The sequence below is a fragment of the Novosphingobium sp. 9 genome (assembly GCF_025340265.1).
Classification (GTDB): Bacteria; Pseudomonadota; Alphaproteobacteria; order Sphingomonadales; family Sphingomonadaceae; genus Novosphingobium.
The window spans coordinates 2,262,187-2,286,076 of record NZ_CP022707.1 but is presented as its reverse complement, the minus strand read 5'-3'; the positions used below and the strand labels follow the sequence as shown (position 1 = coordinate 2,286,076).

Here is a 23,890-nt window from a genome sequence, read left to right as displayed (position 1 = left end):
AACGATCGTGAATGTCCATTTTGGCGCAGTGCGTCAAAGTGTTCGTTAAGCATTTGCCGGTAGGGGACGAGGATCAAGCGCAAAATCCGCAGAAAGCCTGCAAACTCATGGGTCGCATCGTTAAATCCTTCGTCGCTCTCCTTCGCGACACTGCCGGAAGCCTGCTGCCGATCGCGGCGGTAGGGATGATCGTTACCGCGATGATCGTCGGGGCCTCAATCGATCTCAGCCGGGCCTACAAGGTGAAGAACCAGTTGCAGGCCGCCTGTGATGCCGCTGTGCTTGCCGGGCGCCGCACAGTGACGACCAATGGCTATGACACGGCTTCGCAGGCAGCCGCGACGACCTATTTCGGCGCGAATTTCCTTGACGCTGATCAGGACACCCACGGCACCACATTTACGTCCAGCACGCCCGACAGCGGCTCGACAGTCGATGGTTCGGCCAGCACGGTCATGAACACCGCCGTGGTCCGCTTGTTCGGATTTTCGACGATCCCGCTGACTGCGACCTGTGCGAGTTCGATGGGCGTGGGCAATGCCGATGTGATGATGGTGCTTGATACCACCGGATCGATGGACGAAACTCTCGGCAGTACCACGCGTATCGCCGCCCTGCGCACGGCGATGAAGAACTTCTACACCACGCTGCAAAGCTCTACGTCGGGCACCAACGCGCGTATCCGCTATGGTTTCGTGCCGTACAGCACGACCGTGAACGTGGGCCAGTTGCTGTACAATCTGAACCCGTCTTATCTTGTCGATACGCGCACGTACCAGTCGCGCCAGTTCGTCACATCGACGGGTTCGGCTTCTTCGGCGTCGAGTTGGACAAAATACAACTCGACCGCCTATTCAACCCTGGCGTCCTGCAACACTGCTTTGGCGAAATCTGGTCTGACCAATGATTCCGATTATTCAAACTACGGAAGCTCGTCGACATCAAATGGCGTAACGACGCAGGCACAGAGGAAATACACCTACGCCTGTCAGGCCTTCACATCGAACAGAAATACATACTACTATATTTCTTACAGCTATACGTCGCGTAATGTGACCTCATACTATCTCTATGCGCCAATTAGCTATGATACGAGCAAGTATAAGGCATTCTCCACCGTCACCACGCCGACCGGAACCAATGGTGCTGCGGTCAGCTCGACCTGGGGTGGCTGCATAGAAGAGCGATCCACCGTGCCGGCTACGAATATCACGTATAGCTCGGCGACAGGGATCTCGCCCGCCGCAGCGCTGGACCTTGATATCGATGGCGCGCCGACGAGCGACGACAAGAGCAAGTGGGCGCCGATGTGGCCTGAAGTCACGTATCTGCGGACCGATTCCAGCGGCCGTATCCAGTATGCGAACGGCTACTATGGCTATTCCGTTATCAGTCTGGGCTACACCTTCTGCCCGGCGAAGGCGCAACTGCTCAGCGAAATGTCGCAAACCGCTTTCAACGCCTATGCTGACAGCCTGGTCGCCGAGGGGGGAACCTACCTCGATATCGGCATGATCTGGGGCGGCCGTCTGGCCTCGCCGACCGGGATGTTCTCGGCGAATGTTACCGCGGCTCCGCAGAACGGTGGTGAAGTCTCGCGCCACCTCATCTTCATGACCGACGGTGAGATGGATACGAACTACATGATCCAGCAGGCCTGGGGCGTGGAGTACTGGGACCGCCGCGTGACGGCCAACGGGTACACGAACGACGACGATTACCATACCTCGCGTTTCCGCGCGGCGTGCGATGCGATCAAGGCCAAGGGCATTCGCATCTGGGTGATCGCGTTTACATCCACCCTTTCCGACGATCTGCAGTACTGCTCGTCGGATGACAGTTCGTATTCCGCTACGGATGCCAGCGGCCTGAACACCGCGTTTCAGGAGATCGCCAAGCAGGTGGGCGAACTGAGGATTGTTCAGTGACGCCTCCTGCATTTCATCATCGGCCAGGCGTTCTGCGTGCGATTGCGAGCGACCGGGGTGGTGTCACCGTGGTGGAGTTCGCACTGGCGGCACCGGTGTTCCTGCTGATGATGATGGGCATCTTCGACATCGGGTATATGGCGTATATCAATTCCGTGCTGCACGGCGCAGTGGAACAGGTTTCGCGCAACGGCACTATCGAGACCGCCAATACGACCACCGAGGACGCCTATGTGACGGGGATCGTCCAGAAGGTGATTCCCAGCGCTACGCTGACGTTTTCGCGCAAGAGCTATTACGATTTCACCGACGTCGGCCGTGCGGAGTCGTGGAACGATTCCAATAACGACGGTACTTGCGACAATGGTGAAAGCTATATTGACGAGAACCAGAACGGGCAGTGGGATGCGGATATCGGCGTCTCGGGCAATGGCGGCGCGGATGACGTCATCCTCTACACCGCAACAGTAACCTACAAGCCGCTGTTCCCGGTCCCGCTGATGAAAAACTGGAATACGAACCAGACGCTCACGGCCACCTCGGTTCGCAAGAACCAGCCGTTTGCGACCCAGACGAGCTATGGTTCGTCGGTCGGGGTGTGCAAGTGATGCAAGGATTCGCCAAGGCCAAAGTCGCCGGATGGCTGCGGGCCATGCGGCGGGACCGGCGCGGTGTATCGATCCTGGAATTTGCTCTGGCGCTGCCGATCTTCCTGATCCTGGGGCTTTACGGCACCGAGGTCGCCTATATGTCGATGATCAACATGGAGGTCAGCGAGATCGCGACCTCGGTGGCCGACAACTCTTCGCGTATCGGCCAGACCGACAACAGTTCGGTTACGCCTACCGTGACTGAGACACAGGTCGCCTCGGTTATGACCGGGGGGCTCTATCAGGGTAACAGCTTCAATTTCGAGGCGCACGGGCGCATCATTCTCTCCAGCCTGGAGATCAATTCCAAAAGTCAGCAATACATTCACTGGCAGCGTTGCAGCGGTGATCTGACAGTCGCTTCCGCCTATGGTGTGGCCGGAACGATCGAGACCAACGGGATGGGGCGCACCGGTCACATGGTGATGGCCCCCACGGGCATGGCGGTGATGTATGTTGAAGTCTATTACGACTATCAGCCCCTGTTCGGGACGATGTTCGTCAAGAGTTCCCGGTTCGAAAGAGAAGCCGCACTGCTGGTAAGGGACGACCGCAATCTGACGCCGGGCGTGACCGGTGGCAATTCGACGACATCCTGCTGACCGGGTGCATCACGGTCCTGTCCACTCGCCTGAACATTGTGCCGGGGCGGCGGGAACCAGCCAGGTTTCGGCGATCTGCCTGCCGCGACCGCTACCGCCAGCTCCGGGCGGAGAGACGAAGGTGACGTCCAGTGTCCCGTCGTGAACGGTTTCTGCCGGAATGGCGGTCTGTTCGAACGCCGGATTATTCTTCCGGTTGTGGAACGGTACGATGACTTCGCCGCCTGCGCTGATTTGCAGCGGGCGCCAGTAATCTTCCCCGGCCCATGTGTAGCGCAAGCACCAACTTTGCCCCTTGGGCAGCTGTGTATAGCGCAGGTGTAGCGGCTGTTCGTACAGAGCTTCCGCATAGGAGAGTTCGGAAAGCGCCCAGCCGTCTTGCGGGAGGTGATCTGCTACGCCGTCGATTGCGCCTTGCCGTCCTTGCGGATCGGTTCCTTCGCCGGGGCCGGTAACGAGGTGTGGCTCGTGCCCTGCGTTTCCGAGGTCGTCGTAGAGCGCGCGATCGCGGGCATCGGGGCGGTCTCCCAGCCGAACAAGCGCTGCCGCGCGCTTGTTTTCTGCGGGAAGTGCCAGTGCGGCCTTGATCCGCGGGGCCAGCGCGGCCTTGTCCGTGAGGTCGATCATCGCGCGGTCGAGATTGGCGCCGCGCTCCCAGTTGGAGGCACCATATCGCGTCACGCTGAGTTGCATACGCGCATGCTGCCACAGGCGGGCTGCGAGCGTTTCCAGACGCGTGTAAAGCTGTGCTTCGGCGGGGGTGGCAACTGGAGACATCGCCGTGAGCGCTTGCTGTGCGGCGGTTTCGGCACCGAGCATAGAGGCGGATCGTAAAGCCCGACCGGCCTTGGCTTGTGCTGTACGCGCCCTTTTCCAGCGCTGGGCGTCGAGCGCATCGTAGACGGCGCGATAGCGGTAGAGGTCGATGCGCCAGTCGGCCCAAGGCGCGGGGTGCAGCGCGTCTATCTGGCGAAGGGTGGCAGGAATGGCTGCATTGTCCGCCGGATCGCCGTGCCAGTTGCGTTCAAGTGCTTCGGGGATGGCGGCAAAGCGATCATCACCGATAAACAGGCGGGCATAGCGCAGGGCCGTGTCGCTGGGTGTTTCGCTCGGATTCCAGCTCAGCGCCAGCCACTGGGCGACATTCCAGTCATCGTTCACGCCTTCGGAATAGGCGATGAAACCCCGCGTCTGCGGGATCTGGTCGCGGAAGGCGGCAGCCGTGGCGAGGGGGCGCGGATTGACCGGCTCGCGTCCCTCGGTCAGCGCGAACACTGGCGACCAGCGCTGGACCGGCAGTTGCGCGTGCATGGCGTGCGCGGTGTCGGGTAGAGTTCGAGCGGATAATAGGGGTCGATCAGTTCGCGATGGCGGGCGATGGAGCCCCGCGTCTGCGGACCGACGAACACGGCGGACAACCACGATGGTCGCTTGCGGATTTGCGCCACGAAGGCGAGGAAGCCCGCCTCGTCGAACCCTTGTGTCGAGACCAGCAGTTCCGCTTTGGGAAACCGTGCACGCAAGGGAACCGCGAGCTTGGCCAGCAGGGGAAACAGGATGTCGGGGTGCGTGTTGCCCGGATCTCCACCGGGGAAATAGACCGCATCGAGCGCCGGGAACCTGTCGATCAGATCGGTGAAGGTAGCCAGTTCGGCGGCATCGGCGCCGGGCTTGGCATAGTCGCGCAGCAGCGGCTGGTAGAGCGCGACCTCCAGCCCCAGTGCCTTGGCCTCGCGCGCGGTGGCGAGGATCGCGTCCATCGCCGGAACCGGGGCCAGCGGCGAGGCGCCTGCGTCGTCGGAAACCGGGCCGACCAGCTGGATGCGATTGGCGCCCATCAGCGCTAGATCGTCGACATGGCGCGCCAGCATGGCCGGGGTCCAGGCATCAAAGCTGTTGTTCTTGGCCCGAATGCCGATCTGGTCGCCGCGCACGGCAAGCGCCGGGTGCTCGTCAACCGGCTCATTCCAGTCGAGCATGGCGCCATGCAGGTGCGAGAGCAGCCATCCGGCGGCGTAGACATAGCCGCGCCGCTGGCTGGCCGAGACCATGAAGCCGTGGCCTTCACGGCGAATGCGGTAGCCCTCGCCAAGGCCCGAGGTGGCATCGAGCCGGATCGTCAGGCGACAGCCGCCCTGACCGGTGAGGCCGCGCTCGGTCAGGCGCTGCGCGAGAAGGTGTGCGGCGGCCTCGGCATCGCCGCTTCCCTCGACGCAGGCGTGCGCCAGCGATACCTGCGCGGTGCGGGCATGCGCGACCGGTGCCGCCAGCGCCAGAAACGACGCGGCGGCAAGCGCGGCTAAGCGGACCGTCATGCGCGCAAGGTCACGCGTTGACGGGCGGCCGGTCGGCAGCGGCGGTGGCGAAGCTCTTGTCGGGCGTCGCCTGCATATGAAAGGTCAGGCGGCCACCCTTCATCAGCTCTTCGTGGCTGATCCAGCACTTCGTCATCGGCTGGCCGTTCCACTCGACCTTGCCGTAATAGGGGCGGTCCGGCGCGTTGTTGCGGGCCTCGATGATCAGCGTCTTGCCGTTGTCGAGGAACAGCTTGGACTCGTCGAACAACGGGCTGCCGAGGATGTAGTTGGCGCTGACCGGATCGACGGCATAGAAGCCGAGCGCCGACAGCACGAACCACGCGCTCATCTGCCCACAGTCGTCGTTGCCGATCACGCCGTCCGGGTCAGCCTTGTACATGGTGGTCAGCAGACGGCGGACCATGGCCTGCGTCTTCCAGTGCGCGCCGCACCAGGCGTAGAGGTAGGCGACGTGGTGCGAAGGTTCGTTGCCGTGCGCGTACTGGCCGACAAGGCCCGAGATGTCTGGCGGCGCGTTCTTGGGCAGCGTCGAAGGCGCGTTGAACAGCGCATCGAGCTTCTTCTCGAACGCCTTGTCGCCACCCATTGCCGAAACGAGACCGGGAACGTCGTGCTGGTTCAGGAACGTCGCCTGCCAGCCGTTGCTCTCGGTATAGTCGCGCCATTTTTCGGGCGCGTGGCCAAGCTGGACCGGATCGTAGTCCTTCCAGAACGAACCATCGGCAAAGCGCGGCACCGCGAACCCGCGCGAGGTATCGAACACGTTCTTCCAGTTGCCCGAACGTCGCGCGAGATAGTCCGCATCTGCCGTGAAGCCGGTGGCCTTGGCGATCTTCGCGGCGGCATAGTCGTCGTAGCTGTATTCCAGCGTGCGGCTGACACTTTCGAACACTTCGTCTGCCGGGATATAACCGAGGCGGTCGTAGCGCGGGATGCCGAGCGAGTTGTCCATCGTGGGCATATTGAAGTCTAGCGCGCGACGGCGAATGCCTGGCCATGCGGCGGCATAGTCGCCGATGATGCCCTTGGCCTGCGCTTCGGCCAGAACCGGAACGGCGTGCCAGCCGATCATGCAGCCGGTCTCGACACCCTGCAGCGGCCAGACCGGCGGGCCATAAGGGCTCTGCTGCGTTTGCCGGATCAGGTCTGCCACCATGTGCCGCACGAGGCCGGGGCGCATGATCGTCTGCAACGGATGGAACGCGCGATAGGTATCCCACAGCGAATAGGCGCTGTACGAGGTCTGGTCGTAGCCCAGCTGGTGGATCTGGCGATCCAGCCCGACATAACGCCCGTCCACGTCGGAGAACAGCGTCGGCCCTATCGCTGTGTGATAGAGCGCGGTTGTCATGATGCGGCGCTGCGCATCGGTGCCGCCCTTCAGCTCGATCCGGGTCAGTTCCGCTGCCCAGGCGCGCGAAGCCATCAGGCGGTACTTGTCGAAATCGAAGTGCGGGGCTTCGGCGGCAAGGTTCGCCTTGGCGCCCGCGATATCGACAGCCGAAATGCCGGTACGGATCACGACCGGCTCGTTGCCCGCATCGCCAAACCACACGACGGCCTTCAGGCGCTTGCCCGAAACGGTCTCGCTGCCCGCCTTGGCAGGGGCGTTGTCGTCGCCGTAGAAGTCGATCCGGGTCGGCTTGCGGGAGAACTGCATCGCGAAATAGATGCGGCGTCCCTTGGCCCAGCGGAACACGCGGCGGGTGCCCGTGAGCGTGCCGTCCTGTTCAAGCGTGAGCTGTGCCTGGTCGATCAGCGGCGGATGATCGGACGAATCCTGCACCAGATGCGCAAGGTCGATCAGCAGATGGCCGATCCCTTCGGGGAAGGTGTGGCGCTGGATGCCGGTGCGCTCGGTGACGGTCAGTTCGCTGCGCACGCCGTTTTCGAGCGCGACCGCATAGTAGCCGGGCTCTGCCTGCTCCTGCGTGTAGCGCAGACGATAGCCCTGATCGGGCTTGTCGAGCGGGCCGGGTTCGAGGCGCACATCGCCACGGCATGGCTGGACCAGCACGTCGAGCATGTCGCCGATGCCGGTGCCCGACAGGTGCGTGTGCGAGAAGCCCATGATCGAGGCATCGCCGTGGTGATAGCCCGAGCAGGTGTCCCAGCGCGCGGTATCGGTGTCCGGGCTCAACTGCACCATGCCGAACGGCATCGAGGCGCCGGGGAAGGTGTGCCCGTCGCCACCGGTGCCGATGAACAGGTCGATCTCCTTGCCATGGCTCTTTGCCTCGCCAGACGAGGCACTCTTTCGCGCCAGGGCGGGAAGAGGGGCCAGAGCGGCCGAGGCGAAAAGGGCGAGGCGACAGGTGCCGGTCATCAGGGCACGGCGGGCGAGGTTGGTCATGCCATCATCCTGCGTCGAAAGGGGAGGGAAATGCAAAAACAAACCGCCTGCCGGATCGGGGGATCCGGCAGGCGGCAGGGACGGCGCACATGGGGAGGGAAGAAGAACCATGTGCGCCGAAGCTGGGATCAGAAGCTGAACTGCGCCGTGGCGGCGAAGGTGCGACCGTTCTTGTAGAAGGCGGTCGGCGCCGACTTGGTGCCGCTGTACGAGTAGTAGGTGGAGTCGAGCAGGTTCTGCGCGTTGGCCTGGATCGTGAAGTTCGGGCTGATCTTGTACGAAACCGAGGCGTCGAGCTGGTGGTAGCCCGCCGTCGAGTCGTTCGAGTTCAGGCGGCCGACACCGGTGAAGTAGTGGGTGCGGTAGTTCCAGCTGACACGAGCCTGGAATGCGCCCTTCTCGTAGTACGGGATCACGTTGATCGTGTGGCGCGAAAGGTAGGGCAGGTTGAGGACGTTGCCATCCGCATCCTTACCCGCGCTGGCATCGGCATAGGTGTAGTTGGTCAGGATGCCGAAGCCGTTCCAGATCGGCATCTGGAAGGCCAGCGACACGCCGTTCACGGTGGCGTTCGAGGCGTTGACCGGCTCGCTGACCTGATAGTCGACAGGGCTGTCAGAACCGGTCGGAGTCAGCTGCTCGGTAACGGTCTTGGTTACGACATACGACGAGATTTCGCGGCGGAAATATTCGACCGAAAGCAGGGCGCCCGGACGGAAGTACCATTCAGCCGACAGCTCGTAGTTGGTCGACTGGTAGGGCTTCAGATCGGGATTGCCCGAGCTGGCGGTCAGCGTGGTATCATCGCGGCTGAAGGCACCTGCAAGCTGGGCGTAGCGCGGACGGGCAATCACTTCGGCAATCGAGCCGCGCAGCTTGAACGTGTCCGACATGTCCCAGCTTACGTTGATGCTGGGCAGGCCCTTCAGGTAGTCCCTCTTGGCCACAGTTGGCGTGTAGGTGGTGCCGCCATCGGTGGTCGAATAATAGTGCGAGATGTCTTGCGTGTAGACGGCACGATAGCCGACGTTACCGCGGATCGGACCCGTCTCGAAGTCGAGCTGGACGTAGGCGTCTGCGGTCTTCTCACGCACGCGGAAGGTCGAGCTCTTGTCGAGGCCGCTGTCGACGTAGATGCCGTCGTTCAGCGCGTCGATCACGCCCTGTGCGGTCAGCGTCTGGAAGGAGTTCGCGTTGCCGCTGTCATTCAGGCCCGAGAACAGGCCCGACGGCGTTGCGTTGGTTTCGAAATCCGAGAGCGAAACCGGTGTGTCGTAATAGACCTTCGAGCCGTAGACGGTGGTGCCGTTCTCGTGCGTCGAGGCCTTCACGCCCATGCGCACGTCCTTGAAGAACGAGTCATCGACATCCCACTTGCCGTCCAACTGGCCGTAGAATTCCTCGTCCTTCTGCTGCGACCTGGCGATACCACCGATCTGGTAGCCGTTGATCGTCGTGCCGTCGGGCAGCGTGATCTCGGAAGACGACGTGCGGCCAAAGGTGCTCGCATCCGAGGGGGCGGTGTTATACGTGACGCTGGTCGAGGTGCCGGTGTAGTCGAAGCTGTAGCCACCGTTCGAATACATCGTCAGGTCGTATTCGGGGTTGGTGCCGCCAGTGGCCTTCGTCCAGCCGCCGTTGGCGGTCAGCGTGAAGCTGTCGCTGGCGTGCCAGGTGGTCGCCAGATTGTAGCTGTCGTTGGTGACCTTGGTCTTGCGGTAGTTCATGTCCAGCTCGGCCTGGGTCGACGTGCCGTCGGCGAACGAGGCCGAGGTGATCAGGCCGTTCGAAATGGTCGCCGAGGTCAGGTTGCTGCTGGCCCAGTTCGGGTAGATGAATTCCGACTGGCTGTAGTTGTTGTAGGTGCCCTGGATGTGCATGCCCGTCAGCGCGACTTCGAAGTCGCTGCTGGGGGCCCACTGCATGGCGAACTGGCCGCCGATGCGCTTGCGGGTCTGCTTGAAGTAAGCATGGTTGATGCCGACCGGGTAACGGGCGTTCGCAAGGTCGCTCAGCGAACCGCCGGTGATCGTCGCGTTCGGGTTCTTGAGGACGGTATTGCCGTCTGAGTCGGTCGTCAGGAAGTCAGCACCGGTCGAGTAGCCGAAGTATTCGATACCTGCGCGGGCCAGCGAATCTTCATCGTAGGTTCCAGCAACGAGGATGCCAAAGGTGCCGGCATCGTTCTTCCAGCTGTACATCAGCGAGCCGCGCGGATTGCCCTGCTTCGAGCGGTCGTTGTAGTTGTAGCCGACCGAGCCGTTCAGCGTGTTGGCCTTCAGGTCCAGCGGCATGCGGGTACGCACGATCACGGTGCCGCCCAGCGAGCCTTCGTCGATCCACGGCTCGGGCGACTTGTAGACTTCGACCTGCGAGACGATTTCGGGGGCGAGCAGCGAATAGTTGAAAGTACGGCCGGTCACGTCACCGGTGTTGCCGCCCCAGTCGGCCGAGGCGATCGAGTGACCGTCGACGAGGATGCGGTTGAGGGCAGGGTCGGTGCCCTGGATCGAGACGCGCTCGCCGATGCCGAACTGGTGGTCGACGCTGACGCCAGGAATGTGGGCCAGCGATTCGGCGACGTTGCGGTCGGGGAACTTGCCGATGCCTTCGGCGGTGATGACGTCAACGACGGCATTCGCGTTGCGCTTCACGTTGATTGCGTTCTGCAGCGAGGCGCGGATGCCGGTGACGACGATGCTGTTCGCCGGATTGACGTCGGCGTTGGCGGCGGTGCTGTCGGACTGGTCCGAACCGGTGGCGTCCTGCGCCATGGCTGGGGTGGAGAGAACGAAGACGGCTGTGGAAGCAAGAAGCGCGGCGCGTGCAAATGCCATGATGTAACCCCCGTGCGCGGCCGTCCTTGCAGCCGCGATCGTTTAACCCTGAGTGCCGCTTTCTGTTCTCAAGACTTGGTATGAAACCAATCAAGGTCCAGCGACAGGACCATATGTCACCTCAATGACACCTCTTGTCTACCAAAATTTGCATGCGCGGTGACGTTCTTTGCGGGAGTGTGTCTTTAAGGAAAATTGAATTAGAAACAGCTCGATAGCGCCATTGCGAGGAGGGACTTTGCTGAAATTCACCCCCCTCGGGAGCGGTGCCGAGGGTCTGAAAGTTTCGCTCTTGGTTGGATTTGAGAACCAAAATATGTCCAAAATAGACTTGGGCGAATCGAATCGCATGGGGGTGGCATGCTCGAAGTTTGTGTTGATGGTCTTGCGGGAGTCCGCGCTGCGCATGATGGAGGCGCGGCGCGCGTGGAGCTTTGCGCTGCGCTGGAAGTCGGTGGTGTCACGCCGTCCTTGGCAATGGTGCGGGCTGCTGTCGCAGGACCTCTGCCGGTTCATGTGCTCATCCGTCCGCGCGGGGGCGACTTCGTGTACAGCGAGGCGGAGAAGGCGCTGATCGCGGCCGATATTGTCGATATCGTTGCGGCGGGGGCTGCCGGGATTGTGATCGGCGCGGGAGATCGTTCTGCGCTGGATCTTGCCGTCCTGCGGTCATGGGGCGATCTGGCCCGGCGGGGTGCGGATGCACGGGGAGTGCCATCAGTCTGACGCTGCATCGTGTGTTCGACCTGCTCGATGACCAGGTTTCTGCGATTGATGCTGCTGTTGCACTCGGTTTTGATCGTATCCTGACGTCTGGCGGGAAGGTTCGGGCGGGTGATGCGGTTCCTGCGTTTGCCAGGCTGGTGGACCGCGCGGGAGCGGCTGTGGGCATCCTGGCAGGAGGCGGTCTTGTGCCCGAATCGGTCCCGGCGCTGCAGGCGGTGGGAGTCCGGGAATTTCATGCGTCCTGCCGAAGTGATGTCGCCGGTGATGTCGAGCCGAAGCTGACCGAACTGGGCTTTGCTCTGGGAAATCCGCGCGCAACCGATGTCGCGCGGGTGCGCGCTTACATCTCTGCAATCGCGTGAATTGGTATTAATCAGGTCTTGAGCAATACCAATATATAACTTATGTCTCTTGCGACGCAGGGGGCTTTCAAGACCAATGCAAGGATCGCCAGAGCCCGGCCGGACCGGTTGGGCGCCTGCCGCTCGAATATGGTGTTCGGCGGCGCGGGGCGAGCGATGGAGACGATATCGATGACTCTGATGGCGGCAGAAGCAGCTGAGGCACCCGAAGCAGTCGGCAGGCTGCTCGCGGCGAACGCCGGTGTTCTGGCCGAGCTTGGTCGTACGCTGCGCGAGACTCCTCCGTCGCTGGTGGTGACGTGCGCACGCGGCTCGTCCGATCATGCCGCGACCTACGGCAAGTACATGATTGAGACGAAGCTAGGGATTCCCGTGGCATCGGCAGCGCCTTCGGTGGCGTCGGTGTATGAAGCGCCGGTCGTGCCGGGTGGAGCGCTGATGATCGCGATCTCGCAAAGCGGCCGCAGCCCCGACCTGCTCGCGACGGTGGAAGCCTACAAGGCTGCCGGTGCGCGCATTGTCGCGCTGGTGAATGACGAGACCTCTCCGCTGGCGGCAATGGCGGACGTGTTCGTCCCGCTCAAGGCTGGTCCCGAGAAGTCCGTCGCGGCCACCAAGTCCTATATCGCTGCCCTTGCAGGCCTTGCCGCGATCGTCGCGCACTGGTCCGAGGATGAGGCGATGCTGACGGCGCTGAACGGACTGCCCGATGGTCTGGCCGCCGTGCGCTCGCTGGTGCCGTTCGGTCTTGTCGACCTTCTGAAAGACGCGAACAACCTGTTCATCATCGGTCGCGGTTACGGTTTTGCGGTGGCGCAGGAAGCCGCGCTCAAGCTCAAGGAGACCTGCGGTCTTCACGCCGAGGGCTTCAGCGCTGCCGAAGTGCGCCATGGCCCGATGGCGATCGTCAACGCCGGTTTCCCGATCCTCGCTTTCGCCGGAAGCGATGCGGGCGGTCCGAGCGTGCGCGAAGCTGCTGACGAGTTCGAGCGCCGGGATGCCGCCGTGCGCCGTCTCGATGCTCTTGAAAACATTCCCGGCGGCAGTGTCGCCCAGCTTGCCGGACATCCGGCGCTGGAGCCGCTGCTGATGATCCAGGCGTTCTATCCGGAAGCGAATGCGCTGTCGCTGGCGCGCGGGTTCGACCCCGATGCGCCCGCGCACCTGCGCAAGGTGACCGAAACACGATGAGCCGGATCGATTTCCAGAATGGCCGCGTGCTGGTCGAGGGCGAATGGCGCGAAGGCGCCTCGATCGCCTTTGGCGAGGATGGCCGCATCGTCGCGATCGACGAAGCGGGCAAGGGCGGCGAGGTCGTCGATCTGGACGGCGGCATGCTGGTTCCGGGGCTGATCGACGTACAGGTCAACGGCGGCGGCGGCGTGCTCTTCAACACCGATCCCACAGTCGAAGGTGTCGCGGCGATCTGCGCCGCACACGCGCGTTTCGGCGCCACCGGTATCCTGCCAACGCTGATCAGCGGGTCGCCCGAGATGATTTCTGCGGGCCTCGATGCCGTGGACGCCGCGATCGAGGCCGGGGTTCCGGGTTGCCTTGGCATTCATGTCGAAGGCCCGGTTCTGAACAAGGTGCGCAAGGGCATTCACGCCGAGGAACGGCTCCAGCCGCTCGACGACGAGATGCTCGAACTGCTGACCCGGCCGCGCAAGGGCCGGGTGCTGTTCACCATGGCGCCCGAGTACCTCAATGACGAGCAGGCGCGCGCGCTCAAGGAAGCGGGGGTAATCCTCGCCATCGGACATTCCGATGCCGATTACGAGACCGCTCGCCGCGCGTTCGAGCTTGGCGCGACAGGCGTCACGCATCTCTATAATGCGATGTCCGGACTGCATCATCGCGAGCCGGGCATGGTTGGCGCCTCGCTGGAAAACCGTGAGGCGTGGATCGGCGTGATCGTCGATGGCTATCACGTCCATCCGGCGGCACTGCGCGTGGCTCTGGCCTCGCGTCCGCACGAGCGCTTTGTGCTGGTGACGGATGCCATGCCCTGCGTCGGCTCCGACGAGCCCAGCTTCATCCTCGACGGTCGCGAGATTTTCGTCGAAGATGGGCGCTGCGTCGATGACAAGGGCACGCTTGCGGGCGCTTCGCTCGACATGGCGGCCGCTGTACGCAACACTGTCTCGATGGTTGGCCTGCCGCTTGAAGAAGCCCTGGCCATGGCGTCTGCCTATCCGGCGGCGTTCCTGGGCATGGCGGATCAGCGCGGGACTATCGCACCCGGTTTCGCCGCCGATTTCGCCTGGCTTGACGCGCAAGGCTATCCGCGCGGCACCTGGATCGCCGGTCGCCGCGCGGCCTGATCCTTACACCTTTTTCCTTTTCGGAGACCTGCAACGATCATGCCCGCCTCCACCGCCCCGACCACACAACACGCAACGGACGGGGCCGGAGGCCAGCCGATCCGTATCGTCTCTCCGCTTGCAGGCTGGCTCGGCCCGCTGGACGAGCTTCCCGATCCGGTCTTCGCCGGTCGCGCGCTGGGTGATGGCGTCGCCATCGATCCGACCGGCGACACGTTGCACGCGCCGTGCGACGGCGAGATCGCCTCGGTCGCCACGACAGGACATGCGGTAACGCTGCGCCTGCCGGAAGGCGCCGAACTGCTGATGCACCTTGGCATCGATACCGTCGCCATGGGTGGCAGGGGCTTCGAGCCTCTCGTCAAGGCAGGACAGGTGGTGCGCGCAGGCGATCCGCTGGTGCGGTTCGACCTCGATGCCGTGGTGTGCAGCGCTATCAGCGCGATGACGCCGGTGCTTCTGCTGGAAAGCGAGAGCTTTACGGCGCGGGATCTGCGCGCTGCCGGGCCGGTCGCGGTCGGCGATGCGATCATGACGCTGTATGCCGCCGGTGCTCCGGTCGCTGCGCCTGCGGTGGACATCGAGGGCGAGGACATCGACCGCCGTGTCACCGTGCCGCTGCGACACGGTATCCACGCGCGACCTGCGGCGCGCCTGCGCCAGACCGCAGGCCAGTTCGATGCCGTGGTCCGCATGGAGAAGGGCAACAAGGCCGCCAGCCTGCGCAGTCCTGTCGCGATGCTGGCGCTGGGCGTGCGGCTGTGGGACGAGATCACGCTTCATGCACGCGGTCCTCAGGCCCTTGCCGCGCTCGATGCGCTGGAGGAACTGATCGCCAGCGGCATGGGCGAACTCGCCAATCCGGGCGAGACGCCGCCTGCGCTGGTCGCGCCCGTCGCTGAGGCTGCGCCCAAGGTTGCGGCGGTCACGACCTTGCCGGACGATGGCGTGCTGCGCGGCGTCAGCGCGGCGCCGGGCATCGCGGTGGGCCGTGTGGTCCATCACCGGCTGGCCGATATTCCGGTTGCCGAAAGCTCCGGCGATGTGGCGGCAGAGCGTGCCGCGCTCGACGGTGCTCTGTCGCGCCTTGCCGCCGTGATCGCAGGCGAAAGCGCCCATGCCGATCCGCGCGCGGCCAGCATTCTGGCGGCGCATGCCGCGATGCTCGAGGACGAGGATCTGCGCCTCGCCGCGCATGAGGCCATCGGGCAGGGCGCCAGCGCCGGGGCAGGCTGGAAGGCCGCCGTTGGCCCGCAGGCGGAAGCGCTGGCGAAGTCGGGCGATGCTCGCCTCGCCGAGCGCGCCGACGATATGCGCGATCTCGAACGCCGGGTTCTGGCCGAACTGGCGGGAATCGAGGAGCGCGCGATGGATCTTCCCGAAGGCGCCGTGCTCGTCGCCGAAGACCTGCTGCCCTCGCAACTGATGTCGCTCGATACCGCACGCCTTGCCGGTATTGCGCTGGTTCATGGTGGCCCGACCTCGCACGTCGCCATTCTGGCAGGCGGCATGGGTGTGCCGATGGTCGTGGCGATGGGGCCGGTGCTCAGGACGCTGGACGAGGGCTCCGAAGTCGTTGTCGATGCGGCCTCGGCAGCGTTCGAGGCACGTCCCGATGCCGCCCGTATCGCTGCCGTGCGCGATCGTCTTGCCGTGTTGGCTGCCCGCCGCGCTGCCGCGCGCGAGGCCACCGCGCCCTGCACGACGAAGGACGGCACCCGGATCGAGGTGTTCGCCAATACCGGATCGCGTGAAGACGCCGAACTGGCAGTTGCCAACGGCGCCGAAGGCTGCGGATTGCTGCGCAGCGAGTTCCTGTTCCTCGACCGTCCGGCAGCGCCTGATGTCGAGGAGCAGACCGCCAGCTATCAGGCGATTGCCGATGCGCTGGAGGGCCGACCGCTGATCGTGCGCCTGCTCGATATCGGCGGTGACAAGCCTGCGTCCTATCTGCCGATCACCGGCGAGGAGAACCCGGCGCTGGGCCTTCGCGGCATTCGCGTGGGCTTTGCCTATCCCGATATGCTGGAGGCACAGGTCGAGGCGATTGCCCGCGTCCTGCCGGTCGGTCGCTGCAAGATCATGATCCCGATGATCGCCAGCCTGTCCGAACTGCGCGCCGTGCGCGAGGTTCTCGACCGGGTGAGCGCGCGTCTGGGCCTGACCGAGCGTGTGGAACTGGGCATCATGGTCGAGACACCCGCCGCTGCGGTTTCCGCCGACATTCTGGCGCGCGAGGCGGATTTCCTGTCGATCGGCACCAATGACCTGACGCAATATGCGCTGGCGATGGATCGCGGGAATGCCGCTGTCGCCGCCTCGCTCGATGGGCTCCATCCCGCCGTATTGCGCATGATCGCGCAGACTTGCGTGGGCGGGGCGAAGCATGGGCGCTGGACCGGCGTTTGCGGCTCGCTCGCGTCCGATCCGGTGGCCGTCCCGCTGCTGCTGGGTCTTGGCGTTACCGAGCTTTCGGCGAGTGCTGCTCTCGTCACCGATATCAAGGCGCTGGTCGGCACGCTCGATCTCGACGCCTGCCGTGCGCTGGCGCAGCGCGCGCTTGAATGCAGTTCGGCTGCCGAAGTGCGCAACCTTGTCGCTGCTTTCCAGGGGGAGAACGAGGCATGAGCAAGCCCAATTTCCGTGCCATCGTCGAGACGTTGCAGCCGCTTGGCCGCGCGCTCATGCTGCCTATCGCAGTTCTTCCTGTGGCGGGCCTCCTGCTGCGGCTCGGTCAGCCCGACCTGCTGAATATCGCGCTGTTGAGCGCGGCGGGCGATGCGCTGTTCTCGCACCTTGGCCTGCTGTTCGCGATCGGTGTCGCCACCGGCTATGCCAAGGACGGCAACGGCGCGGCGTGTCTTGCCGGGATCGTCTGCTTTCTCGTTTCGACCGAGGGCGCCAAGATCCTGATGCCGGTGCCCGCAGGGATAGATCCGACGCTCACCGGCGATACGCTGGCGGCGATGATCGCGGCGGCCAAGGCGCAGGGGATTGCCAAGCTGGACGTGCCCATGGGGATCATTTCCGGGCTTGTCGGCGGCAAGTTCTACAACCGCTTTTCCGCGTTCAAGCTGCCGGAATATCTGGCGTTCTTCGGTGGAAGGCGCTTCGTGCCGATCGTCTCGGGCGTGGCGGGACTGGTGCTGGCGGCGCTCGTCGGCTTTGCCTTTGCGCCGATCTCCGACGGCGTGAACTCGCTCAGCCTGGGTATTGCCGATCTGGGCGGTGCCGGGTTCTTCGTGTTCGGTGTGGTGAACCGCCTGCTGCTTGTCACCGGCCTGCACCACGTCTTCAACAATCTGTTCTGGTTCGTGCTGGGCGACTATCACGGCGCGCACGGTGATATCCGCCGCTTCTTTGCAGGCGATCCCACTGCCGGGGGCTTCATGACCGGCATGTTCCCGGTGATGATGTTCGGCCTGCCTGCGGCATGCTTTGCGATGTATCGCACTGCCAAGCCTGAGCGCCGCAAGGCGGTGGGCGGCATGCTGCTCAGCCTTGCGCTCACCTCGATGCTGACTGGCGTGACCGAGCCGATCGAGTTCACCTTCATGTTCCTGGCGCCGCTGCTTTACGCGATCCATGCGGTGCTGACGGGTATCTCGATGTGGCTGATGCCCGCGCTCGGCGTGCATCTGGGCTTCAGCTTCTCGGCAGGGCTGTTCGACTATGTGCTGAACTTCGGCAAGGCGACGCGCCCGCTGATGTTGCTGCCGGTCGGTCTGGTCTATTTCGTGGTCTATTACGGCGTCTTCAGCTTCGCGATCCGCAAGCTCGACCTCAAGACGCCTGGCCGCGAGGACGATCCGGTGGGTGAAGAGATCGCCGACAGTTCCGACCCTTCGCAGCGCGGTGCGGCCTATCTTGCGGCCCTTGGCGGCGCGGCGAACCTTGAAAGCGTTTCGGCCTGCACCACGCGCCTGCGTCTGATCGTCGCCAGCCAGTCCGCAGTTGACGATGCCCGTCTCAAGGCGCTGGGCGCACGCGGACTGGTCCGTCCTTCCGACAAGGCATTGCAGGTGATCCTGGGTCCGGTGGCCGACATCGTCTCGGTGGAGATCCGCGAGGCCATGGGGCGCCCGATGGTCGTGGTGTCCGCCGAAGTCGCAGCGCCCGCATCCGCAGCGGTTACCTCCGAAGTGAGCCTGCCCGACGATCTGCTGGCAGCGCTGGGTGGTGCCTCGAATGTTCGCTCGGCCACGCGCCATGGCAACCGGCTGCGCGTGGGTGTGGCCAATGTTGAGCGCGTGCAGGGCGACCTTTCGGCGCTGGGCGTGCGCAGCATCGCCAGACCGTCGAACGATTGGCTGCACCTTGTGCTCGATCCCGCCGACATGAACCGTTTCAGCGCCTGAACTCTCCCGGCTCAGGCGATCTGAAGAAGGGCGGGCGCCTCCCCGGCTGGCCCGCCCTTCGTATATCCAAGGCATGAAAAAGCCCCGATGAGTCTGGTCTCATCGGGGCTTTTCTCGTTATGCCGTCAGGGAAACGGGGCCGGTGAGGCCCGATGGCGTATCGGCCTCGGCCTGTACCAGCACTAGCAGCTTGCGCGTGTCCTTGCCCGCCGGAACCGGCGCATCGAGCGGTCCCGCAGCGCTTTGGGCCTTGGTGGCGATCTTCTGGCCGTCGAGCCAGACTTCGGCACGGCCGGTGATCGAGGCAAAGTGCAGGGTGCCGCCTTGCGCGCCGATCTTGCGCCATGGCGTGAACGCGGTGCGGTAGCCGCGCCAGCCTGCCGTGCCCTTGGGGGCGGGCGTGCCTGCGTGGACGAAATCCCACGAGTTGTTGTCGCCATCGGCAGGCGCGATCGAAGGATCGGGACGCTGCGCGAACAGCGCAGAGCGGCGCCAGTCGGCCAGCATCATCTGCGAAGGGATTGCGGGCACCTGATCCCGCACGGAGCGGGCCTCGCGCGCGACCTGAAGGCGGGCGGGCTTGAGACCATCCGCTTTGGCCGTCACGACGAGGCGCTGGGCGCTGGCACCGCCCTGCACGATAACTTGCGCAAGACCGTTGAACAGCGAGCGCTTCAGACCCTTGCCGCTTTCGTGACAGTTCGGATCGCCGTTGCCCACACCGATCACGTTGCCGCCCGATACGGTGAACTGGGCCATCGCATTGACCGTGGGCACATGGCGGCCTCTGGCGTCAACGGCATCGACCGTTACCATCGTCACGTCCTCGCCATCGCTGGCAAGGGCGGTGCGTGAAGGGGTGAGGCGCAGCGCCACCGCCGGGCCGACGGTTTCGTGTACCGCGCGGGCGACGACCTTGCCGTCATTCAGCGCCATCGCCTCGATCCGGCCGGGTTCATAAGGCACCTTGAAGGTGTGGCCCATGATCCGGTCGGCTTTGGCGACGGTTTCGATCACCTTGCCGTTGAGGCGCAGTTTTAGCGCCTCGGCATTCGAGATCACGAAGACTTCCAGCAGCTTGCCTTCGTGGCCCGGCCAGGTCCAGTGCGGCGCCAGCCAGACCATCGGAGCATCCTCGCGCCAGTGGGCAGAGCGGATGCCGAACGCGGTCTTGGGAAAGCCGCACAGGTCCAGAATGCCGAAGAAGCTGCTGACCGTGGGCCATGCGTAAGGGGTAGGCTCGCCGTGATAGTCGAACCCGGTCCACGCAAAGCCGCCCGCAATGAACGGGCGCGAGGCGATTTCGCGCCACGTCTCGCGGTGCGTGGCACCCCACGAGGCAGCTTCCTTGTCCAGCGAGGTGACGACATGCGCCTGCGGCACGCTGGCGAAGGCGCCGCGCGTCTCGTAGGCGCTGGTGTCCTCGGAACTGGTCAGCAGCCGCTCCGGGTACATCGCGTGGACCTTGTCGTAGTCCGCCTGATAGTAGTTGAACCCCATGACATCGAGCACGCCGCCGACATTCTCGGGATTGTAGAACGAGCCGTTCATCGCGCCGGTGACGGGGCGCTCGGTATCCAGCTTGCGCACGGCAGCGCGCATCCGGCGCACCATCTCGACACCGGCATGGGTGCCTTGCATCGGTTCTTCGTTGAACACCGACCATAGGATGATCGAGGGGTGGTTGCGATCGCGCCGCACCATCCATTTGAGCTGCGCTATGTAATCGGGCGCGGGATCGAACAGCCGGTTTTCCGCCATCACAAGGAAGCCGAGCCGGTCGCACCAGTCGAGCAGTTCTGCTGCGGCGGCATTGTGCGACATGCGGATGGCATTGCAGCCCATGGCCTTGAGGCGCTGGAGCCGCCAGTACATCAGCGCATCGGGCACGGCGACGCCGACGCCTGCATGGTCCTGATGCAGGCACACGCCTTTCAGCTTTACCGGCGTGCCGTTGAGCAGGAAGCCTTCGTTCGCGTCGAAGCGCTGGGTGCGGAAGCCTACCGCGATGCGGCGGCTGTCCACGACCTTGCCGTCCCGCTGGAGATCGACCTCCACGGTGTAGAGCACCGGCTCATCGGGCGACCACAGGCGCACCGCACCGGGGGTGAGGTTCAGGGTGGCCTGCGTGCTTTCCAGAACCGGAACGCTGGCCGACGCGCTGCCATCGGTGACGGGCTTGCCCTCGGGATCGAGCAGGCGCGCGTGGACGGAGACGTCGGCAGAGGCGGTCTCGATGTTCTCCAGCGTCACGCTGACAGGCACTGTCCATGCGCCGTCCTGCTGCACCGGGTGGCAATGGACACCGTCCGTCGCGATCGAAACCGGCGCGCGGCTTACCAGCCAGACGTGGCGATACAGCCCTGCGCCCTCGTACCACCAGCCTTCGCGGGCGGTGGCGTCCACGCGGACGGCGATCCAGTTGAGATCGTCGCCATAACGCGCGAACGGCGTCAGATCGACGATGGTGCCGGTATAGCCCGACCACGAATGCGCGACTTCGCTGCCGTTGACCCAGATGGTCGCGTGCGTGGCGATCGCGTCGAAATGGAGTTCGAGTTTGCGGCCCTTTTGCGAAGGATCGAGCTTCAGCAGGCGACGATACCAGCCGATTCCACGCCGGCGATAGCCTTCGGAAACGTTGGCGCTTTCGGTGACGTCCTGAAAACTGGCCCAGTCGTGCGGAAGCGTGACTTCCTGCCAGTCCGAATCGTCGAACGCGAAGGAGGCGGCGCCCGTGGCGTTTCCGGCCTTTACCGAGAGGTACGTGGCATTGTGGTCGGCCGGTTCGGGGAAGGGCACGTCGCCTTCGTGGAAGCGCCAGCCGTGCTCCATCAGCGTGCGTGATGGGTCGCTTTCGGGCAGGCGCGGCGTGGCGCCGGGCTCGGGCGGCGGCATCGGCAGGCCGTCTGCTTCGCCGGGACCGAAAGGTGCCGTCTTCGCCGCCTGCGTGGGGGAGACCAGTTCGCCTGCGAAGGCCAGCGTGGCGCCAAGCTGGGCGCCGCCGAGAAGGACCGAGCGCCGCTTCATCACATGTCCGTCAGTTCGGCGACGAAATCATACGAATCGCCGCGATAGTAGGAGCGGGTGAATTCGACCGCGCGGCCATCGCGCAGGAATCCGTGGCGTTCGATGAGCAGCCCCGCGTGGCCGGTATCGACGCCAAGGCGGCGCGCCTGCTCTCCGCCGAAGGGCACGGCACGCAGGCGCTGGAGGGCACGCACCGGGCGATGCCCGGCCTTGTCGAGCGCGGCATAAAGCGAATCATCGACCGCATCGACGCTGGGGAGGCAGAAGCTGGCGAGTGTCGAGTATTCGAGCGCCAGCGGCACATCGTCGGCATAGCGGATACGCGTGAAGCGCAAGACAGTGCTGCCGGGCGCAAGGCCCAGAGCCATGGCCTCGTCCGGGCCGACCGGACCGCTGCTGCGCGAGACCCAGCTGCTGGAGGCCAGGCGCCCGCGGGCGGCCATGTCCTCGCTGAAAGAGGTGAGCTTGGAGAAGCTCTTTTCCACGCGCGAGGCCACGAACGTACCGGCCCCCCGCCGGCGCGTCAGCATGCCTTCCTCGACCAGCCCGCCGATCGCCTTGCGCACCGTGATGCGCGAGACTTCGTACTCGGCAGCAAGGTCGCGCTCGGGCGGGATCGCTTCACCCTGCTGGAGCACGGCGCCAGCGATGGCGTCCCGGATCAGCTGCTGAAGCTGCAGGTAGAGCGGTGCCGCATTGTCAGCGCGCAACGACCCGATACGGTCGGAAAATGCCATGTTACCTCTTTCGCACCCCTTGAACGGGAACAAAGGCTTACATTGGTCATGCGGGTGGTGCAATCGTACCGTTTCACGCACTCGGACTTTCGGTTTATTCGCACGGGCTGCCGATCTTGTGTAATACCTGTTGTCTCAAAGGACATATTTTGGTTACACCTTGTGCCAGAAACCAATCAGGTCAGGGACGGGCGGGACATGACACAAGGGGCGATTGCCGGTTTCGGCGGTAAAGGCGCACGCAGGCTGGCACTTCTGGCCGGGGCGGCGCTGTCGGTAGTGAGTTGTGGCACGGCCTTCGCAAATCCTGCCGCTGCCGGGCAGGTTCTGCCGCTGGTGCCTTATCCGGCTTCGGTCGAGCGTGCATCGGGTGTGCTGACGCTGACCTCGGGCACGGTGCTGCAAGTCCCCGGCGGCGATCATGAGGCAAAGACCGCTGCGCAACTGCTCGCCGACCGCGCCAAATCCGAGCGCGGGCTGACTTTCGTTGTCTCCGAAAATTCGACCGGCAAGATCCGCTTCGTGCGCGATCCCGCGATCAAGGGGGCGGAGGCCTATCGCCTGACCGTGACGCCGCAGGGCGCGACCATTGCGGCTTCGGGTGCGCAGGGGCTGGTCTATGGCGCGATGACGCTCGATCAGTTGCTGGGCAGCGGCGATGGAGCGCCTGCACGGGTACCCTCGGTCGTCATCGACGATGCCCGCGCTTTGGCTGGCGCGGTCTGATGATCGATACGGCGCGGCATTTTCAGCCGATCGAATCACTCTATGCCGTGGTCGACCAGATGGTCGATGTGAAGCTCAATGTCCTGCACCTGCATCTGACCGACGATCAGGGCTGGCGCTTCGAGGTGAAGCGCTATCCGAAGCTCACGGAAGTAGGTGCATGGCGCAATGGTTCGGACAGCGGGCATGGCGAAGGTCCGCGCGTGGGCGGCTTCTATACGCAGGATCAATTAAAGGCGCTGGTCGCCTATGCGGCGGATCGCGGCATCACGATCCTGCCCGAGATCGACCTGCCGGGGCATGCTCAGGCGCTGGTCGCGGCCTATCCCGAGCTTGGCATCCTGCAATCGCCCACGGAAGTCTCGCATGACTGGGGCATCAATCCCTACCTGTTCAATCCCGGCCCCGAGGGCATGGAGTTCGTCGAGAACGTGCTCGACGAACTGATGGCGGTGTTCCCTTCCACCTTCATCCACCTTGGCGGTGACGAGGCGGTCAAGGACCAGTGGGAGCGTTCGCCCGCCGTGCAGGCGCAGATGCGCGCGCTCGGCATCAAGACCGAGAATGCCATGCAGAGCTGGATGATCGAGCAGCTTGGCCAGTATCTGGCAAAGCATGACCGTCGCCTGATCGGCTGGGACGAGATACTCGAAGGCGGGGTGCCGCCGTCTGCCTCGGTGATGAGCTGGCGCGGCGAGCAGGGCGCGATCGACGCTGCCAACGCCGGGCACGACGTGGTGCTCTCGCCATCGCCCAACCTCTATTTCGACAACCGCCAGTCGACGCTGGGCGATGGTCCGGCCGGGCGCGGCTTCGTCCAGACGCTGGAGAGCGTCTATCGCTACGACCCGATGCCCAAGGGATCGATCCGGCGAAGGCGGGACATGTGATGGGCGTGCAGGCCAATGCCTGGAGCGAATACCTCGTCACGCCCTGGCA

The 23,890-nt window shown here is 64.2% G+C and carries 16 protein-coding genes and 1 pseudogene; 11 read left to right on the top strand and 6 right to left on the bottom strand.

From position 1 onward, the window contains the following. Positions 1–11: 11 nt before the first annotated feature. The 3 genes from CI805_RS11180 to CI805_RS11170 are packed head-to-tail and all read left to right on the top strand — an operon-like array spanning position 12 to position 3,180. Positions 12–1,928, top strand: a complete 1,917-nt coding sequence (locus CI805_RS11180) for a TadE/TadG family type IV pilus assembly protein (RefSeq protein ID WP_260923290.1) — start codon at positions 12–14, stop codon at positions 1,926–1,928. After that, positions 1,925–2,536, top strand: a complete 612-nt coding sequence (locus CI805_RS11175; protein WP_260923289.1) for a TadE/TadG family type IV pilus assembly protein — start codon at positions 1,925–1,927, stop codon at positions 2,534–2,536. The genes CI805_RS11180 and CI805_RS11175 overlap by 4 nt, the downstream gene beginning before the upstream one ends. After that, positions 2,536–3,180, top strand: coding sequence for a TadE/TadG family type IV pilus assembly protein (locus CI805_RS11170; RefSeq protein WP_260923287.1), 645 nt, complete (start codon positions 2,536–2,538; stop codon positions 3,178–3,180). The genes CI805_RS11175 and CI805_RS11170 overlap by 1 nt, the downstream gene beginning before the upstream one ends. Positions 3,181–3,189: 9 nt before the next feature. Here CI805_RS11170 and CI805_RS11165 read toward each other — a convergent pair whose 3' ends face one another. The 4 genes from CI805_RS11165 to CI805_RS11150 form a co-directional block, all read right to left on the bottom strand. Next, complete coding sequence (locus CI805_RS11165; protein ID WP_260923286.1) at positions 3,190–4,491, bottom strand: hypothetical protein; 1,302 nt, start codon at positions 4,489–4,491, stop codon at positions 3,190–3,192. Beyond that, positions 4,443–5,495: a hypothetical protein gene (locus CI805_RS11160; RefSeq protein ID WP_260923285.1), complete on the bottom strand. Its 1,053-nt coding sequence runs from the start codon at positions 5,493–5,495 to the stop codon at positions 4,443–4,445. The genes CI805_RS11165 and CI805_RS11160 overlap by 49 nt, the downstream gene beginning before the upstream one ends. A gap of 10 nt (positions 5,496–5,505) precedes the next feature. Next, positions 5,506–7,851 (bottom strand): GH92 family glycosyl hydrolase, encoded by a 2,346-nt coding sequence (locus CI805_RS11155; protein WP_260923284.1) that lies wholly within the window; start codon positions 7,849–7,851, stop codon positions 5,506–5,508. A 128-nt stretch (positions 7,852–7,979) separates the two neighbouring features. After that, a complete protein-coding gene (locus CI805_RS11150) occupies positions 7,980–10,688 on the bottom strand; it encodes a TonB-dependent receptor (RefSeq protein ID WP_260923283.1) in 2,709 nt (902 codons plus the stop codon). 360 nt (positions 10,689–11,048) lie between these two features. Here CI805_RS11150 and CI805_RS11145 point away from each other — a divergent pair, with 360 nt between their 5' ends. The 6 genes from CI805_RS11145 to nagE all read left to right on the top strand — a co-directional run bounded on the left by CI805_RS11145 (position 11,049) and on the right by nagE (position 18,458). Beyond that, positions 11,049–11,414, top strand: a complete 366-nt coding sequence (locus tag CI805_RS11145; RefSeq protein ID WP_260923282.1) for a copper homeostasis protein CutC — start codon at positions 11,049–11,051, stop codon at positions 11,412–11,414. An 11-nt stretch (positions 11,415–11,425) separates the two neighbouring features. After that, positions 11,426–11,776 (top strand): copper homeostasis protein CutC, encoded by a 351-nt coding sequence (locus CI805_RS11140; RefSeq protein WP_260923281.1) that lies wholly within the window; start codon positions 11,426–11,428, stop codon positions 11,774–11,776. A 171-nt stretch (positions 11,777–11,947) separates the two neighbouring features. After that, positions 11,948–12,967 (top strand): SIS domain-containing protein, encoded by a 1,020-nt coding sequence (locus CI805_RS11135; RefSeq protein ID WP_260923279.1) that lies wholly within the window; start codon positions 11,948–11,950, stop codon positions 12,965–12,967. Further along, positions 12,964–14,100 carry an N-acetylglucosamine-6-phosphate deacetylase gene (gene nagA / locus CI805_RS11130; protein ID WP_260923277.1) on the top strand — a complete coding sequence of 379 codons (1,137 nt, stop codon included), beginning with the start codon at positions 12,964–12,966 and terminating at the stop codon, positions 14,098–14,100. The genes CI805_RS11135 and nagA overlap by 4 nt, the downstream gene beginning before the upstream one ends. A 39-nt stretch (positions 14,101–14,139) precedes the next feature. Next, complete coding sequence (ptsP, locus tag CI805_RS11125; protein WP_260923275.1) at positions 14,140–16,728, top strand: phosphoenolpyruvate--protein phosphotransferase; 2,589 nt, start codon at positions 14,140–14,142, stop codon at positions 16,726–16,728. After that, positions 16,725–18,458, top strand: coding sequence for an N-acetylglucosamine-specific PTS transporter subunit IIBC (nagE, locus tag CI805_RS11120; protein ID WP_260923274.1), 1,734 nt, complete (start codon positions 16,725–16,727; stop codon positions 18,456–18,458). The genes ptsP and nagE overlap by 4 nt, the downstream gene beginning before the upstream one ends. Before the next feature lie 117 nt (positions 18,459–18,575). Here the strand turns inward: nagE and galA are convergent, their stop codons facing one another. Next, entirely contained in the window at positions 18,576–21,488 is a 2,913-nt protein-coding gene (galA, locus tag CI805_RS11115) for a beta-galactosidase GalA (RefSeq protein ID WP_260923272.1), read from the bottom strand. After that, positions 21,488–22,225 carry a GntR family transcriptional regulator gene (locus CI805_RS11110; protein WP_260923270.1) on the bottom strand — a complete coding sequence of 246 codons (738 nt, stop codon included), beginning with the start codon at positions 22,223–22,225 and terminating at the stop codon, positions 21,488–21,490. Before CI805_RS11110 ends, galA begins: the two co-directional genes overlap by 1 nt. 198 nt (positions 22,226–22,423) lie before the next feature. On the opposite strand from CI805_RS11110, the gene CI805_RS11105 reads away from it, so the two are divergent. After that, on the top strand, positions 22,424–22,951 hold the full coding sequence (locus tag CI805_RS11105) for a glycoside hydrolase family 20 zincin-like fold domain-containing protein (protein ID WP_260923268.1): 528 nt from the start codon (positions 22,424–22,426) through the stop codon (positions 22,949–22,951). Beyond that, a pseudogene (locus tag CI805_RS11100) lies at positions 22,951–23,888 on the top strand (beta-N-acetylhexosaminidase); the annotation flags it as partial. The gene CI805_RS11105 and the pseudogene CI805_RS11100, both read left to right, overlap by 1 nt. Positions 23,889–23,890 lie beyond the last annotated feature (2 nt).